Origin of the sequence: Streptomyces sp. NPDC060028, from assembly GCF_042736725.1 — a bacterium.
Classification (GTDB): Bacteria; Actinomycetota; Actinomycetes; order Streptomycetales; family Streptomycetaceae; genus Streptomyces.
In genome coordinates this window covers 17,228-33,759 of the sequence record NZ_JBHWVJ010000044.1, presented here as the reverse complement: position 1 = coordinate 33,759, position 16,532 = coordinate 17,228, and the positions used below count along the sequence as shown (strand labels likewise).

The 16,532-nt window shown below is 69.8% G+C and carries 18 protein-coding genes; all 18 read left to right on the top strand.

Features of this window, described 5'->3' with window-relative positions; translation table 11 throughout:
* Positions 1–192: 192 nt before the first annotated feature.
* Entirely contained in the window at positions 193–1,017 is an 825-nt protein-coding gene (locus tag ACFWBF_RS22150) for a type 1 glutamine amidotransferase domain-containing protein (RefSeq protein ID WP_385604476.1), read from the top strand.
* Positions 1,018–1,061: 44 nt separating this feature from the next.
* Positions 1,062–2,717: a thiamine pyrophosphate-binding protein gene (locus tag ACFWBF_RS22145; RefSeq protein ID WP_385604473.1), complete on the top strand. Its 1,656-nt coding sequence runs from the start codon at positions 1,062–1,064 to the stop codon at positions 2,715–2,717.
* Positions 2,718–2,801: 84 nt separating this feature from the next.
* Positions 2,802–3,236 carry a nuclear transport factor 2 family protein gene (locus tag ACFWBF_RS22140; RefSeq protein ID WP_385604470.1) on the top strand — a complete coding sequence of 145 codons (435 nt, stop codon included), beginning with the start codon at positions 2,802–2,804 and terminating at the stop codon, positions 3,234–3,236.
* 13 nt (positions 3,237–3,249) lie between these two features.
* Positions 3,250–3,705: a nuclear transport factor 2 family protein gene (locus tag ACFWBF_RS22135; RefSeq protein ID WP_385604467.1), complete on the top strand. Its 456-nt coding sequence runs from the start codon at positions 3,250–3,252 to the stop codon at positions 3,703–3,705.
* A gap of 24 nt (positions 3,706–3,729) precedes the next feature.
* The gene (locus ACFWBF_RS22130) at positions 3,730–4,113 is read left to right on the top strand and encodes a nuclear transport factor 2 family protein (protein WP_385604465.1); all 384 of its coding nucleotides are present in this window, start codon (positions 3,730–3,732) and stop codon (positions 4,111–4,113) included.
* A 12-nt stretch (positions 4,114–4,125) separates the two neighbouring features.
* Positions 4,126–5,733, top strand: a complete 1,608-nt coding sequence (locus ACFWBF_RS22125) for a GMC family oxidoreductase (protein WP_385604462.1) — start codon at positions 4,126–4,128, stop codon at positions 5,731–5,733.
* Positions 5,726–6,340, top strand: coding sequence for a DJ-1/PfpI family protein (locus ACFWBF_RS22120; protein ID WP_385604459.1), 615 nt, complete (start codon positions 5,726–5,728; stop codon positions 6,338–6,340). The genes ACFWBF_RS22125 and ACFWBF_RS22120 overlap by 8 nt, the downstream gene beginning before the upstream one ends.
* 11 nt (positions 6,341–6,351) lie before the next feature.
* Positions 6,352–6,774: a VOC family protein gene (locus ACFWBF_RS22115; protein ID WP_385604456.1), complete on the top strand. Its 423-nt coding sequence runs from the start codon at positions 6,352–6,354 to the stop codon at positions 6,772–6,774.
* A gap of 1 nt (position 6,775) precedes the next feature.
* A complete protein-coding gene (locus ACFWBF_RS22110) occupies positions 6,776–8,596 on the top strand; it encodes an AGE family epimerase/isomerase (RefSeq protein WP_385604454.1) in 1,821 nt (606 codons plus the stop codon).
* A gap of 37 nt (positions 8,597–8,633) precedes the next feature.
* Positions 8,634–8,996 (top strand): STAS domain-containing protein, encoded by a 363-nt coding sequence (locus ACFWBF_RS22105; protein ID WP_385604451.1) that lies wholly within the window; start codon positions 8,634–8,636, stop codon positions 8,994–8,996.
* A complete protein-coding gene (glgX, locus tag ACFWBF_RS22100) occupies positions 8,993–11,134 on the top strand; it encodes a glycogen debranching protein GlgX (RefSeq protein ID WP_385604448.1) in 2,142 nt (713 codons plus the stop codon). The genes ACFWBF_RS22105 and glgX overlap by 4 nt, the downstream gene beginning before the upstream one ends.
* Positions 11,135–11,158: 24 nt before the next feature.
* Positions 11,159–11,470: an STAS domain-containing protein gene (locus ACFWBF_RS22095; RefSeq protein WP_385604445.1), complete on the top strand. Its 312-nt coding sequence runs from the start codon at positions 11,159–11,161 to the stop codon at positions 11,468–11,470.
* Between the two features lie 5 nt (positions 11,471–11,475).
* Positions 11,476–11,955 carry an ATP-binding protein gene (locus tag ACFWBF_RS22090; protein WP_385604442.1) on the top strand — a complete coding sequence of 160 codons (480 nt, stop codon included), beginning with the start codon at positions 11,476–11,478 and terminating at the stop codon, positions 11,953–11,955.
* A complete protein-coding gene (locus tag ACFWBF_RS22085) occupies positions 11,937–13,196 on the top strand; it encodes a PP2C family protein-serine/threonine phosphatase (protein ID WP_385604439.1) in 1,260 nt (419 codons plus the stop codon). Before ACFWBF_RS22090 ends, ACFWBF_RS22085 begins: the two co-directional genes overlap by 19 nt.
* The gene (locus tag ACFWBF_RS22080; RefSeq protein ID WP_385604436.1) at positions 13,196–13,939 is read left to right on the top strand and encodes a MinD/ParA family protein; all 744 of its coding nucleotides are present in this window, start codon (positions 13,196–13,198) and stop codon (positions 13,937–13,939) included. The genes ACFWBF_RS22085 and ACFWBF_RS22080 overlap by 1 nt, the downstream gene beginning before the upstream one ends.
* Before the next feature lie 70 nt (positions 13,940–14,009).
* Entirely contained in the window at positions 14,010–14,750 is a 741-nt protein-coding gene (locus ACFWBF_RS22075; RefSeq protein ID WP_385604433.1) for a type 1 glutamine amidotransferase domain-containing protein, read from the top strand.
* A gap of 32 nt (positions 14,751–14,782) precedes the next feature.
* On the top strand, positions 14,783–16,267 hold the full coding sequence (locus ACFWBF_RS22070) for an aldehyde dehydrogenase family protein (protein WP_385604430.1): 1,485 nt from the start codon (positions 14,783–14,785) through the stop codon (positions 16,265–16,267).
* 36 nt (positions 16,268–16,303) lie between these two features.
* Positions 16,304–16,532 (top strand): NAD(P)-binding domain-containing protein (locus ACFWBF_RS22065; protein ID WP_385604427.1); only part of this gene is annotated, 229 nt, incomplete at its 3' end.

The window sequence follows — 16,532 nt, the reverse complement described above, 5'->3', positions numbered from 1 at the left end:
TAATGGTTCAGCGATTCGGCCGAAGTCAGGTAGTCCTGAAGCGACTTCATGATGTCCACGGGCGACTTCCTGAGGTGCCCCCATGACCTGGGCCGCTACCTCACCAAGTCGCATACCGGCGCTTTGACGCAGGCTCCGGGCACGGCCAGTGTGGGGGACGCCAACGACAACAGGCGGCGCCTGGAGGAATCCGTGAGCAGAAAGATTCTGGTCATTGTCTCCGAACACGGTTACTGGGCCGAGGAGCTGATAGGCCCCGTATCCAGGTTCGACGAGCAGGGCTATGACGTCGTATTCGCCACGCCGACCGGAAAGCGTGCGCACGCTCTTCCGCCGAGCCTCGACGCGAAGTACATCGATCCTCCACTGGGACGTTCGGTCACCACCGAGGAGAACGCCCGGCTGGGGCGCGAGTTCGAGCAGTCGAGCCGGCTCGACTCCCCCCTGGACATCGAGGCGTGGGCCCCCGAGCGCCCCTACACGAGTGACCCGGCCTATCTGCCCAAGCTGGAGCAATACCACCGCGAACTGGACAAACTCCAGGCCGACATCGCCGGTTACGCCGCGATCCTCATCGTCGGCGGCAGCGGCCCGATCGCCGACCTCGCCAACAACGAGCGCGTGCACGCCCTCGTCCTGGCCTTCAAGAACGCCGGCAAGGTGGTGGCGGCCGAGTGCTACGGGGTCGCCTGCCTGGCCTTCGCCCGGGACTGGGGCGACCGCAAGAGCATCATCTGGGGCAAGCACGTGACCGGCCACTGCAAGGAGTACGACTACAAGGACGGCACCGGTTTTCTCGGTACCGATTTCAACATGGGGCCGCCGCCGTACCCGCTGGAATACATCCTGCGCGATGCGACCGGACCGCTCGGCGCGTACCACGGGAATTTCGGACACCCTCTTTCGGTGATCGTCGACTTCCCGTTCGTGACCGGCCGTTCCACCCCCGACTCCTATCTCACGGGGCAGAAGATCGTGGAAGTCCTGGAGAACGGCCTCACCCGGTACGGCTGGTAATTCCGGAGCGTCCCGGCAACGCACGGGATAAGAGGGGGATTTCGATGGGTTCCGAAGCCACTCCCGGACGGGAAAGGCTGATCGAGCAGTTCAAGGCCGACGGTCTGCATGTGATGTTCGGAAATCCGGGGACGGTGGAACAGGGATTCCTCGACGCGGTGGACGCGGCGGAGGACTTCACCTACGTCCTCGCCCTCCAGGAGACCGTGGCCGCCGGCATCGCCGACGGCTACGCCCGGGCCACCGGCGGCGCCGCCCTGCTCCAGCTCCACTCCGGGGTGGGGCTCGGCAACGGCATCGGGATGCTCTACCAGTCGCTGCGCGGCCACACCCCGCTGGTCGTGGTCGCCGGTGACGCCGGGGTGCGCTACGACGCCATGGACGCACAGATGGCCTGCGACCTGGTGGCGATGGCCAAGCCGGTGACCAAGTACGCCACCCGGGTCACCGACCGGCACTCGGTGCTCCGCACCATCCGCCGGGCGGTCAAGATCGCCCTGACCCCGCCGCGCGGCCCGGTGTTCGTGGCGCTGCCGATGGACGTGCTGGACGAGCTCAACTCCGAGCCCGTACTGCCCGCCACGGTGCCGCTCACGGACGTGGCACCCTCGCCCGCCTCGGTGGGGCGCGCGGCCGGACTGCTCGCCTCCGCCGACCGGCCGGTCGTCCTCGTCGGCGACGGGGTCTCGCTCTCCGGAGCGCAGAACGAGCTCGCGGCCGTCGCCGAACTGCTCGGCGCCGACGTGTACGAGGTGGACTCCTCCGAGGTGAACATCGCGGCCTCGCACCCGCTGCGCCGCGGCCAGAGCGGCCACATGTTCGGCCCGCACAGCAAGGAGCTGATCGGGGACGCGGACGGGGTGCTGATCGTCGGCACCTATGTCTTCCCCGAGGTCTTCCCGGAGCTGGAGAGCCCCTTCCGGCCGGGCGCGAAGGTCGTGCACATCGACCTCGACGCCTACGAGATCGCCAAGAACCACCCCGTGGACCTCGGCCTCGCCGCCGACCCCAAGCAGGCGCTCCGCGCGCTGGCCGGCGTACTGGAGCACCTGCTCACCCCGCGGCAGCGGGCGGCCGCGGCGGGCCGGCTGGATGCGCGCACCCGGGAGCGTGCGCGGGCCGTCCGGGCGGCCGGCGACGACGCGAAGGCCGACGGCTCGCCGATGGCGGTCTTCCTGCGGACCCTGGCCGAGCGCTCCGCGGGGGACCTGATCGTCTTCGACGAGGCGCTCACCACCTCCCCGCTGGTGACGAGGTACCTGCCCGCGGAGCGGCCCGGGGACTACCACCTGACCCGGGGCGGCTCGCTCGGGGTGGGCTTCCCCGGCGCGGTCGGCGCCAAGCTCGCCCACCCGGACCGGCTCGTCGTCGGCTTCGCGGGCGACGGCGGGTCGATGTACACGTACCAGGCGCTGTGGACCGCGGCCCGGCACGGCATCGATGCCAAGTTCGTGGTCTGCAACAACCGCAAGTACCGGCTGCTGGACGACAACATCGCCCGGTACTGGCGGGAGCGGGAGATCCCGGAGCACGGCTTCCCCGGCTCCTTCGACCTCTCCCGCCCCGAGATCGACTTCGCCGGGCTGGCCCGGTCGCTCGGCGCGGGCGGGATGCGGGTGGAGAAGCCGGACGAGGCGGTCGCCGCGGTCGGCCGGATGCTGGCCCACCCCGGACCGTTCCTCGTCGACGTCCAGATCTGACACCCCTCGAAGGACACCCCTCAAAGGACACCCCTCAAAGGACGTCTCTCAAAGGACGTCGCTCACAGGACAGGAGGAGACCGCATGCCCGCCGAGCGGCAGCTGACCGAGGACGCGATCCGCACGTTCGCCGAGAACTGGTACGTGGCGCTGGACCAGCACCTCGCGCCGGACCGGGTACTGGCCATGATCACCGAGGACCTGGAGTTCAAGGTCCCGGAGGACACCTTCCTCGGGTACGAGGGCTTCGGCCGCTGGTACCAGGCCGTCACCCACCGGTTCTTCGACGAGGTGCACACGGTCGCGAAGGTGGAGCCCGTCATCGAGGGCGACCGGGCGATCGTCCGGGTCCTCGTCAACTGGCAGGCCAAGGTCTGGGACCCGCCGGCCGCCCGCAGCCAGTGGCTCGGCTTCGACGCCGACCAGACCTGGACGGTGGTCGCGGGCCCCGACGGACCGCTGATCAAGCAGTACACCGTCAACGACCTGGCGCCCCTGCCCGGTTCCGGCTCGCTGTGAGAGGGCGGCGACGATGACCGAAGTGACAAGGGAGCGGGTCGGGCTGGCCTACGCCGCCCTCGGCTCCGGCGACCGGACGCGCATCCTGGAGTACTACTCCGAGGACCTGCGCTGGCTGGTGCCGGGCAACCACCCGCTCGCCGGCTGGTACGAGAGCCTGGACGCCTTCCTGGAGCTGATGGGGCAGACCCACAAGCTCACCGGCGGCACCTTCCGGATGGACCTGGAGGCCGTCCTCGTGGGCGAGGACTGCTCCGCTGACGTGTGTCGCAACGTCGCCCTGCGCGGTGGCGCGGACGAGTCGAGCCGGTCCCCGTACGAGCGGATGGACTACCCGGTCTTCCACTTCATGCGCTGGCGGGACGGCCGGATCGTCGAGGGCCGCGACGGGCTGTTCGGCGACTCGGCCACCGCCTTCAGCCAGTTCTGGGCGCCGTTCGCGCCGGACGGCACCCGCAGGGACCGATAGGGGATGAGGGGGATGAGCGAGGCCATGGATGCACGAGAGAGCCACACCGAAGTCCTTCGGAAGTATTACGAGTACGCCAACGCCGGGGACTGGGACCGCTGGTGCGATCTCTTCGCCGACGACCAGGTCATGGACGAGCAACTGGCCGGCCACATCGAGGGCCTGGACGTGCTGCGGTCGATGATGAAGGGCATGGGCACGATGTACCGGGTCTTCCGGAACGAGCCCGTGCACTTCCTCGTCGACGGGGAGAAGGCGGCGGCGGTCTCGCACCTGACCGCGGTCAGCGCCTCCGGCGAGCCCATCGAGGCCGAGGTCATGAACTTCTTCCGGATCGTGGACGGAAAGATCGCCTACATGGCGAACCACCACGACACCGTCCCCTTCCAGGTGCTGAGCCAGGGCTGAGGGGGCGAACTCGTGGCAAACGACGCCGAGTACGACTACGTGATCGTGGGCTCCGGCACCGCCGGCAGCGTCCTGGCCGGCCGGCTCTCCGAGGACCCGGACGTCTCCGTCCTCGTCCTGGAGGCCGGCGGCCCCCGGATCCCGCCCGAGGTGGACGACCCGTCCTCCTGGTACAAACTGCTCGGCGGGCCCGTCGACTGGGGCTACACCAGCGTCCCACAGCCCGGCCTCGACGGCCGCCGTACGTACGAACCGCGCGGCAAGGCCCCCGGCGGCAGCAGCAACCTCTACATCATGATGCACATCCGGGGGCACGCCTCGGACTTCGACAACTGGGCCTACCAGGGCGCGGCCGGCTGGGCGTACGAGGACGTGCTCCCCTACTTCACCCTCCTGGAGGGCCAGGAGGACGCCACCGCGCCCACCACCGGCACCCGCGGCCCGCAGCGGATCACCAACGCCGGGTGGCACGGCCCCAACCCGGTCTCCCGCGCCTTCATCGACGCCGCCGTCGAGCTCGGCCACCAGGAGATCGCCGACTTCAACACCGACGGGCCCCGGGGCGGGCTGTTCGGCGCCGGCTGGCACCACCTGGACGTGGCCGAGGGCCGCCGCCAGGGCGTCCTGGCCTCCTACCTGGAGCCGGCGCTCGACCGCTCGAACCTGACCCTGCGCACCAGCGCGCACAGCACCCGGCTGCTCTTCGACGGCGACACCTGCACGGGCGTCGAGTACGCCCAGCTCGCCCCGCCGGCGAAGTTCCCCGGCCGGACCGTGCGCGACGGCCACAGCACGCCCGCCGAGCCGGGTCTGCACACCGTACGGGTCCGCCGCGAGGTGATCGTGGCGGCCGGGGCGATCGAGTCCCCGAAGCTGCTGCTGCTCTCCGGGATCGGGCATCCCGAGCAGCTCGCCGCGCACGGCATCGGGACCGTCGCCGCGCTGCCCGGGGTCGGCGAGAACTTCCACAACCACGTCCTGACCGGGCTGATGGCCGAGGTCACCCAGGAGCTCCCGCCGCCGGCGCAGAACCTGTCGGAGAGCGCGCTGTTCCTGTCCTCGCAGCCCGGACTGCCCGCCCCGGACCTGCAGATCGCCTTCGTCCACGTGCCGTTCGACGTGATCGTGGGCCGGGACCACCCGAACACGGTGTCCATCCTGCCCGGGGTGGTACGGCCGGTCTCGCGCGGCTGGATCAGGCTCGCGAGCGCCGATCCGCTGGCCCACCCGCTGATCAACCCGAACTACCTGGGCGACCGGTGGGACCTGGAGCGCATGGTGCAGGGCGTCAAGCTCGCCCGGGACATCTTCGCGACCTCCGCCTTCTCGCCCTGGTACAAGCAGGAGCTCCAGCCGGGGCCGGGCCACGTCAGCGACGCGGACCTGCACACCTTCGTGAAGCAGAAGTCGGAGAGCTACCACCACCAGGCCGGGTCCTGCCGCATGGGCATCGACGACCTCTCCGTGGTCGACCCCCGGCTGCGGGTGCACGGCGTACGGAACCTGCGCGTCGTCGACGCCAGCGTGATGCCCGCCGTTCCGTCGGGCAACTGCCACACCGCCATCGCGATGATCGCCGAGCGCGCGGCGGACTTCCTCAAGGGGGACTCCCGTGCCTGACGCCGTACTGCGCGAGGGTGCGCTGTCCGGGACCCGGATCGCGGTCCTGGTCGAGAGCGACTTCTACGAGCCCGAGATCTTCTACTACCGGCACCGCTTCGCCGAGGAGGGCGCCGAGGTCGACTTCCTGACCCGGCTGTGGGGCAACGACTCCCTCACCTTCTCCGGCCACGAGTACCGGGCGCCGTTCACGGCCGGCAAGTCCCTGGAGGGGCTGAGCGACGCGGAGCTGCGCGGGTACGCGGCGATCATCGTGCCCTCGGGCATGGTGGCCGACCGGCTGCGCTACACCGAGGACGTGGACGTACTGGCTCCGGCGACGGAGCTGCTGCGCCGGGCGTTCGAGGAGCCCACCGTCCTCAAGGGGATCATCTGCCACGGCATGTGGCTGGCCTCCTCGATCCCGGGCAAGGTGCGCGGCCGCAAGGTGGTCTGCCACAACAACCTCATCGGCGACGTCCGCAACATGGGCGGGGAGTACGTCGACGAGGACGTGGTGGTCGACGGCGACCTGGTCACCGGCCGCACCGGCGCCCACCACCACCTGTTCGCCCGCCGGATCATCGAGCTGATCGCGGCCGGGCGGGGTGCGCGGAGGGCCGGCTGATGCCGGGCCCGATGATCTGGTCCCACGTGGGCCTGAACTGCACGGACCAGAGGACCACCGAGGAGTTCTACACCCGGTACTTCGGCTTCGCCCGGGCCCGGGTGGTCGATCTCGGAGAGGTGCGGATCGTGTTCCTGCGCAAGGGGGACGCGTACCTGGAGCTCTTCGCGGCCGGCGCCGAACCGGCCGGCGAGGGCCACGACGACGGGCCGCAGGCCCCGGGACGGATGCGCCACCTGGCCTTCCAGACCGACAGCGTGGACGCGTTCCTGGCGGAGCTGGGCGACGCGGCGGAAGTGACCCTGGGGCCGCTGGACTTCGACGACTTCATCTGCGGGTGGCGGACCGTGTGGGTGCGCGATCCCGACGGGGTCATCGTCGAGGTCAGCCAGGGATACGAGGACGACAGCACTCACGACAAGGACGGTGCATGACATGGCGGATGCCGTGAGCTTCTCCTTCTCCGACACCATCGCGGGCTACGTCGTCCGCTTCGACTCCGGTACCCGTCTGCTGCGGCTGAAGACCTCGGACGGCCGCGAGTTCGACGTCTCGCTGGCCGGCGATCCGAGTGCCGAGCTGGTCCGCAACCTGGACGAGCCGTACGTCGACGCCTCCGGGCACATCGACGAGATGCTCTCGCCGGGCCGGTTCCTCTTCGTCTACGGGATCCACTACCCGGAGCGCGGCGGCCGCTTCGACGCCAAGCGCCTGGTGTTCGTGGGCCGCGGTGCCGAGGACCACCGGTTCGAGGAGCCCAGCTGGTGGATCAAGCAGATCGAATCGCTGGCCGACTTCTACAAGCGGGCGCAGTTCGGTGACGGGCCGGTCGACTTCAACGGGTACCGCACCGAGATCCGGCTCGGCGGCGACAAGACCGCCAGCCACGTCCAGGAGACCGACACGATCTCCCGCCTGGTCTACGGCATGGCCTCGGCCTATCTGCTGACCGGCAAGGACGAGTACCTGGAGGTCGCCGAGCGCGGCACCGAATACCTGCGCAAGCACATGCGGGTCGTCGACAGCGAGGAGGACGTGGTCTTCTGGTACCACGGCATCAGCGTCGACGGTGACAGCGAACGCAAGCTGTTCACCTCGGAGTTCTCCGACGACTACGACGCGATCCCGATGTACGAGCAGATCTACGCGCTGGCCGGGCCCGTCCAGACGTACCGGGTCACCGGTGACATCCGGATCAAGAACGACGCGGACGCCACCATCCGGCTCTTCGACAAGTTCTTCTTCGACCCGGAGCAAGGCGGCTACTACTCGCACATCGACCCGATCCTCTTCAGCGCGGACCACGAGTCCCTGGGCGAGAACGCCGAGCGCAAGAACTGGAACTCGGTCGGCGACCACGCGCCCGCGTACCTGATCAACCTGTACCTGGCGACCGGCGAGCAGAAGTACGCCGACTTCCTCGAGTACACCTTCGACACCATCGCGGACAAGTTCCCGGACTACGAGAACAGCCCCTTCGTCCAGGAGCGCTTCCACCGCGACTGGTCCCACGACACCGCGCACAGCTGGCAGCAGAACCGCGCGGTGGTCGGCCACAACCTCAAGATCGCCTGGAACCTGATGCGGATGAACTCGCTGAAGGCCAAGCCGGCCTACGAGGAGCTCGCCCGCAAGATCGGCGAGATCATGCCGGCGGTCGGCAGCGACCTGCAGCGCGGCGGCTGGTACGACGTCGTCGAGCGGGTGAAGCAGGGGGACCAGGAGACGTATCGTTTCGCCTGGCACGACCGAAAGGCCTGGTGGCAGCAGGAGCAGGCGATCCTCGCCTACCTGATCCTGGGCGGCACGGTCGGCGGCGACGCGTTCCTGCGCGAGGCCCGGCAGGCGCAGGCCTTCTACAACACCTTCTTCCTCGACCACGACGAGGGAGCCGTCTACTTCAACGTGCTCGCCAGCGGGACGCCGTACCTGCTCGGCACGGAGCGGCTCAAGGGCAGCCACTCGATGTCCATGTACCACTCGGCGGAGCTCTGCTACCTCTCCGCGGTCTACAACAACCTGCTCGTCAACGGGCGGGAGATGGACTTCCACTTCCAGCCGGACCCGGCCGGCCTGCCCGACCGCGTCCTGCGCGTCTCGCCCGACCTGCTGCCCGCGGGCTCGGTACGGATCGCGTCCGTGGAGATCGACGAGAAGCCGTACGAGGAATTCGACGCGGACGAGCTCACCGTCCACCTCCCCGACGTCCAGGGACGGGTCAAGGTCAAGGTCCGGCTGCGGCCGGTGACTTCATAGCGCTCAACGGGGGGCGCCCCAACATGAGGGGAAAGCAATGACACTGAACGTGAAGGAACGCCGTAACAAGACGGGCACCGTGCTCGTCGCCACCGGCGAGATCAACAGCGAGACGTCCGGATCGCTGCTGCAGGCCCTGCTGCCCCTGGTCCGCGAGGGCCGGCCGCTGCGCATCGACCTCACGGCCGTCACGTACGTCTCCAGCGCGGGCCTGCGCACCCTGCTCGTGGTCTACCGCGAAGCCCAGCACGCCGGGGTCGCGGTGACCCTCTACGGGGTGAGCGAGGAAGTCCGGTTCGTCATGTCGGCCACCGGATTCCTCGACTTCTTCTCCACCGGTGAGGCCGAGGCAGCCACCGCCAAGGCCACCGCCGGCGCCAAGGCGCGGGCCGCGCGATGAGCGAGTCCCACTCCGAGCAGGTCCTGCGCGTCGACGCGTACCCGACCCACGAGGTGGGCGGGTACCGCGTCCGCGCCGGCAAACCGTTCCCCTTCGGGGCCAGCGTGGTCCCCGGCGGGGTCAGCTTCTCCGTCTTCTCCGACCAGGCCACCTCCATGACCCTGGTCATCTTCAAGCGCGGAGAGCCCGAGCCGATGGCCGAGCTGGCATTCCCCGAGGAGTTCCGCACCGGCAGCGTCTTCGCCATGACGGTCTTCGGCCTCGACCACGAGAACATCGAGTACGGCTACCGCGCCGACGGCCCGTACGACCCGGTCAGCGGCCACCGCTTCGACGCCCGGCAGATCCTCTCCGACCCGTACGCCCGGCTCATCGCCGGCCGCGACGTGTGGGGCGTGGAGCCGGACTACAGCCGCGGCTACCAGTACCGCTCCCGCGTCTGCCTCCAGGACTTCGACTGGGGCGACGACACCCCGCTGGGCATCCCCGCCGAGGACCTCGTCGTGTACGAGACCCACGTGCGCGGCTTCACCCGGCACCCCTCCTCGGGCGTCACCGCGCCCGGCACCTTCGCGGGGCTGCGCGAGAAGATCCCGTACCTGAAGGAACTCGGCGTCAACTGCGTCGAGCTCCTGCCGGTGTTCGAGTTCGACGAGTGCGACAACCCGCGCACCAACCCGGAGACCGGCGAGCGGCTCCACGACTACTGGGGCTACAACACCGTCTCGTTCTTCGCTCCCAAGGCCGGCTACGCGGCCACCGGACGCTACGGGATGCAGGGCGACGAGTTCCGCACCCTCATCAAGGACCTGCACGCGGCCGGCATCGAGGTCATCCTCGACGTCGTCTTCAACCACACCGCCGAGGGCAACGAGCTGGGCCCGACCATCTCCTTCAAGGGCCTCGACAACGCCACGTACTACATGCTCACGCCGGAGGGGTACTACTTCAACTTCAGCGGCACGGGCAACACGGTCAACTGCAACCACCCCGTGGTGCGCAACTACGTGCTCGACTGCCTGCGCCACTGGGTCGCCGATTACCACGTCGACGGCTTCCGCTTCGACCTCGCGGCCATCCTGGGCCGCGCCCTGGACGGCACCCCGCTGCCCAACCCGCCGCTGCTGGAGCTCCTCGCTTACGACCCGGTCCTGCGGCACACCAAGCTCATCGCCGAGGCGTGGGACGCGGGCGGCCTCTACGAGGTCGGAAACTTCCCGGCGTACGGCCGCTGGGCGGAGTGGAACGGGAAGTACCGCGACACCGTGCGCAGCTTCCTCAAGGGCGACCCCGGGGTGACCGGGGAGCTCGCGACCCGCATCGCCGGCTCGCCCGACCTCTACTCCAGCCGCGGGACCTCGGCGTCGGTGAACTTCCTGACGGCGCACGACGGTTTCACCCTCGCGGACCTGGTCTCGTACAACGACAAGCACAACGAGGCCAACGGCGAGGGCAACAACGACGGCGGCAACGACAACGCCAGCTGGAACTGCGGGGCCGAGGGGCCGACCGACGACCCCGAGGTGGGCGCGCTGCGCCGACGCCAGATGAAGAACGCCCTCGCGATCCTCTTCACCAGCCAGGGCATCCCGATGCTGCTGGCCGGGGACGAGGTCGCGCGCACCCAGCAGGGCAACAACAACACGTACTGCCAGGACAACGAACTGTCCTGGTTCGACTGGGACCAGGTCGACGCCAACGCCGAACTGCTCCGGTTCACACGGGAGATGATCGCCTTCCGGGGGCACCACCGCGAGCTGCGCTCCACCGCCCACCCCACCGGGCAGCTGCGGGACAGCCTCGGGCTGCCCGACATCAGCTGGCACGGGGAGCGGGCCTGGCAGCCCGACTGGTCGGCGGACAGCCGGCTGCTGGCGGTGGCCCGCTGCGGCACCGGGGACGACGACGTGGTGTACGTGGCCATGAACGCGCACTGGGAACCGCACGACCTGGAACTGCCCGCCCTGCCCGGCGGTCGCAGCTGGCACCTCTTCGCGGACACCGGGGCCCCGGCGCCGCACGACATCCGCAGCCCCGGCGCCGAGCTCGAACTGGAGAACGCCGGCAAGTACCTGATCGGTCCGCGCTCCGTCGTGATCCTGGTCGGCCGTACGCCCGATGCCGACCCCGAGCTCTAGTCCACGCACCGAAGGAGACCTGACATGCCGCTTTCCGTGTCCCTGAGCATCGAGGGCGACACCACCGTGATCGAACTGGCGGGCGAGCTGGACGCCAAGACCGCGCCGGACTTCCACCAGACCATCGAGAAGGCCGCCGGGCACGGCACCAGCACCGTCGAGATCAGGATGGCCGGCGTCGGCTACATGGCCAGTGCCGGGCTGCGCTCCCTGGTCTTCGCCCAGCAGAAGGTGTCCGACCACGTCACCATCAAGGTGGTCGGCGCCATCGAGCCCGTCTCCCGGACCATCCGGACGGCCGGACTGGACCGCAGCATCGTTCTCTCCGATGAGTGAGTCCCATGGGTACGGGTCCGATGAATGACGTGGTCAAAACGGCGAGGACGCCCGCCGAACTGGAGGTGCCGGCGACCCTTGCGGCACTGGGCGACATCGCCTCGTTCGTCCTGCGTCTGGCCGCCCGGGCGGGTCTGGACAAGGGCGCCGCGTACCGGATCCGGCTGGCCGTGGACGAGCTGGCCACGAACATCGTGATGCACGGGTACCGGGGCGGCGACGGACGGATCACCGTCCGCGGCCGCTCCGGCCCCGGACGGGTGCAGATCGTCATCGAGGACGCCGCGCCCGCCTTCGACCCCGTCGGCGGCCGCCTTCCGCCCGTCCCCGGGGTCCCCCCGGAGCGTCGGCGGATCGGAGGCCTCGGCATCCACCTGGCGCTGACCAGCGTGGACGAGTTCGGTTACGTACACAGGGACGGCCGCAACATCAGCACGCTGACCGTGAAGGCTGAGGGGACGGACCCATGCCCTCCACGACCGTGATCATCCTCGACGAGTACCCGCCCCCGCCGCTCGAACTGCTCGACGCGCTGCGGGGGATGGACGCGGAGCTCGTTCCGCGTTCCCTCGCCGAACTGCTGTCGGGCCCACAGGACGAGCTGCCCGTGGCGGACGTACTGCTCTCCCCGGCCCTGGCCGACGGGGACGCGGTGCGCACCGCCGTGCGCCGGCTGCGCCGCTGGACCGGGGCCCCCATCGTGGTCGTGTGGACCGTGACGGAGTTCGGCGCCCTGGAGGAACACGTCCGGCTCGGCCACGACTACCTCGTACCGCCCTTCCTGCCCGCTCTGGTCGGAGCCCGTCTGCACAGCTGCTCGGAGCGCGCCGGACTCGGCCGCACCCTGCGCGAGGCCGACGCGCGCGCCGAACTGATGGGATACGAAAAGGAGTTGGAGATCGGCCGGGAGATCCAGGCCGGTTTCCTGCCGGAATCGCTGCCGGTTCCCGAAGGCTGGGAGATCGACGTGCGGTTCCGGCCCGCCCGGCAGGTCGCAGGGGACTTCTACGACGTCTTCGAGATCTCCCGGGGCCGGCGCCTCGCCGTCGTCGTCGCCGACGTCTGCGACAAGGGCGTGGGCGCCGCGCTGTTCATGGCGCTCATCCGCTCGCTGCTGCGGCACACCGCCGAGAACAGCGGCCTCCAGCACCTGGTGGCCGCCGGCCGGGCGGGCGGCAGCAGACGGATCCCGGTCGTGGGCGCCACGCCGCTGCTCAACGCGGTCACCGCCACCAACGGCTACCTGACCCGCAACCACCTGCGGCAGGGCTACTTCGCCACCCTGTTCTTCGGGGTGCTCGACCCGCTCACCGGCAGCCTCGTCTACATCAACGGCGGCCACAACCCGCCGCTGCTGCTGCCCGCCGACGGCAGCCGGCCGCGCGCCCTGGACGTCACAGGACCGGCCGTCGGAGTGCTGCCCGACTGCGTGTACACGCTCGGCTACGCCCAGTTGAACCCCGGTGACACCCTCTTCGTATTCACCGACGGGGTTCCCGAGGCGCGCTGCCCGAGCGGCAGCTTCCTCGGCGACGAGCGGATGCTGGAGCTGCTCGCCGGCCCCCCGGTGAGCGGCAGGGAGGTGGTCGACCGGATGGACATGGCCGTACTCGAACACACGGGAACAGCCGAACAGCACGACGACGTCACCATGCTGGCCCTGCACCGGCCGCGTGCGGCGCGGGGGCCGCACGCGGGCGGCAGCGGCTACACGGTCGTGGCCTGATGGCATGGACCATCGTGGTGCACTCGCACCGCGGCGGCACCGGAAAGTCCTCGGTACTGGCGAACCTCGCCCTGCTCATCGCGGGCGAGGGGCGCCGGGTGGGGGTGGTCGACACGGACATCCAGTCACCCACCCTGGACCTGCTCTTCCGGCTCGGCCCCGGTCCCTCCCTGGCCGACTACCTGCTCGGGCGCTGCGAGATCGAGGCCACGGCCCAGCAGGCCGGCGTCCCCGGGCTGTACGTCGTACCGGCCCGGACCGGGACCGCTGCCCTGCGGGAGATCATGACCAGCGGCTACGACGTGGGGCTGCTGCCGGAGGGCTTCGACCGGCTGGCCGGACACCACGCCCTCGACGTGCTGCTGCTCGACACCCACGCCGGACTCAACAACGAGTCGGTGACCGCCATGGCGAGCGCCGACGTGCTGATGATCATGGCGCGGGCCGACCGGATCGACCTCCTGGGGGTCGAGGAGACCATCGCCCTGACCGGGCGGTTGTCCTGCCGGCGGGTCCTGGTGATGAGCATGGCCCCCGAGGGCATCGACCGGGAGGCGGCCCGGCGGCGCGCGGAGGAGGTCTATTGCGCGCCCCTGGCCGGAGTCCTTCCGTACGTCCCGGAAATGGCCGCCCTCTACGGTGAACGCATATTCGCCGAAGCGCACCCCGACCACCCCTTGGTCGGTGAATTCCGCACCATCATCTCGGCGTTGGACGCACGTGACGAAGTATCGCGCGCCTGACGTCACCCCCTTACGCCCCTGGCGGGGGGCGTGTTGAATCGGCAGCGAATCCAGAACAAGGAGAAGAGTCATGAAGATTCTCGTCGTCATGACGGCCAAGGCAACACTCCATCTGCTGGACGGGGAACAGCACCCCTCGGGATTCTGGGCCGAGGAATTCGTCGTGCCCTTTACCCTCTTCAAAGCCGCCGGCCACACCGTGGACGTGGCGACGATCGGGGGCGCGGCCCCCACGGTCGACCAGACCAGCATCGACCCCCGGTTCCTCCAGTGGGTGCGGCCGCAGGGCTCGCCGGACGAGGACGCGGCCAACGCCGCCGGGTACGTCCGGGTCATCGAGAACACCCCCCAGCTCAGAGCCCCCATCGCCCTGGAGGCCCTCGGCGAGAAGGACATCGCCGAGTACGACGGCATCTACGTCAGCGGCGGCCACGGCGCCATCGGCGACCTCCCCAAGTCCGACGAGCTCGCCCAGATCCTGCGCTGGGCCATCGCCCAGGACAAGCCGCTCGCCACCGTCTGCCACGGCCACACCTCGCTGCTCGCACTGCGCGACGGCGAGGGTCGCTGGCCCTTCGAGGGCTACCGCATGACGGCCTTCTCGCACAGCGAGGAGCTGGTCACCAACATGGCGGGCCGCCTCCCGCTGATCCTGGAGGCCGAGCTCACCCGGCTCGGCGCGCGGTACGAGAAGGCCGAGGCGATCTGGGACTCCCACGTGGTCGTGGACCGGGGGCTCACCACCGGTCAGAACCCGTACTCCTCCAAGGCCCTCGCGGAGACGTTCTTGGCGCAGCTCGCGAAGGGCTAGCACCGCCCCGCATCCGACACCGGAAGGAAGCCATGACCAAGCGCGCGCTCAGCGACCAGCCCTTGGCCAACCCCGGGAAACTGTTCATCGGCGGCACCTGGGTCGAGGCCCGGGACGGCCGTACCGAGCCGGACATCAGCCCCGTGGACGGCCAGGAGATCGTTCCGGTGGCCCAGGCCACCGCCGCCGACGCGGACGCGGCCGTGGCCGCCGCCCGCAAGGCGTACGAGGAAGGTCCCTGGAGCAGACTCTCCGCACAGGAACGCGCGCTGCGGCTGAACCGGGTCGGCGAGCTCATCGAGCGCGACCTGGAGGAGATCGCGCTCCTGGAGACGGTGGACATGGGCAAGCCGTTCGCCTTCTCCAGCACCGTCGACGCCCCCATGGCCGCCCAGCTCATGCACTACTACGCGGGCGCCGTGACCCGGGTGGACGGCTCCTCCCGGGCCCCGGCCGGCGGGCAGCTCGCGTACACCCTGCGCGAGCCGCTGGGCGTGGTCTGCGCCATCACCCCGTTCAACTTCCCGCTCCTGCTGTCGATGACGAAGATCGCCCCCGCCCTCGCGGCCGGCAACACGGTCGTCCACAAGCCCTCGCCGGCCACCCCGCTCACCGCCCTGAAGATCGCCGAGCTCTTCCAGGAGGCGGAGATCCCGGACGGGGTGCTCAACGTCATCACCGGCCCCGGTGTGGAACTCGGCGAGACCCTCACCGCCCACCCCGACATCGACAAGATCGCCTTCACCGGCTCCACCGTGGTGGGCCAGTCCATCATCCGCAAGGCGGCCGGCACCCTGAAGAAGGTGACGATGGAGCTCGGCGGCAAGTCCGCCAACATCGTCTTCGCCGACGCCGACCTCGACGCCGCCGAGGAGCTCGCCTTCTTCGGCATCTACTACAACAAGGGCGAGATCTGCACCGCCGGCTCCCGGCTGCTGCTGCAGCGCCCCATCCACGACGAGATGGTCGAACGCCTGGTCCGAAGGGCCGCGGCCCTCAAGCCCGGCGACCCGCGCGACCCGGCCACGCTCTTCGGACCGCTCGCGCACCGGGGCCAGTTCGACAAGGTCGGCTCGTACATCGAGATCGGCGAGAAGGAAGGCGCGGTACTGCGCACAGGCGGCACCGGCTGGACCCCCGAGGGAGCCTCCGAGCAGGGCCTGTACTTCCTGCCGACCATCTTCACCGGCGTCGACAACAGCATGCGGATCGCCCAGGAGGAGATCTTCGGCCCGGTCCTGTCGGTCATCCCCTTCGACACCGAGGAGGACGCCGTACGCCTCGCGAACGACAGCGCGTACGGCCTCGCCGCCGGCGTCCACACCAAGGACCTCCGGCGCGCCCACCGGGTCGCCTCGCAGATCAAGGCGGGCACGGTCTGGGTCAATTGCTACAACCAGTACGACCCCTCCGTGCCCTACGGCGGCTACAAGGCCTCCGGCTACGGCCGCGAGTGCGGACCCGAGTCGCTGGAGAGCTACACCCAGACCAAGTCGGTCTGGATCGGCATGGACTGACACCCGCCCGTTCAGATCAGGCCACAAGGAGCGTCCATGCGGACAGGCATCATCGGCACAGGCCGGATCGGCTCGACCCTCGCACGGATCCTGGTGGCCGCGGGCCACGAGGTGGAGCTCGCCAACGCCCGCGGACCGCAGAGCCTGGCGGCCCTGGTCGACGAACTCGGGCCCGCGGGCCCCGCGGGGCCCCCCCCCCCGGGCGCCCCCCCGGCTAGGGGCAAAACCCGGATATCGCGGCGGGCCGCCGAAACCGGGTACAAAA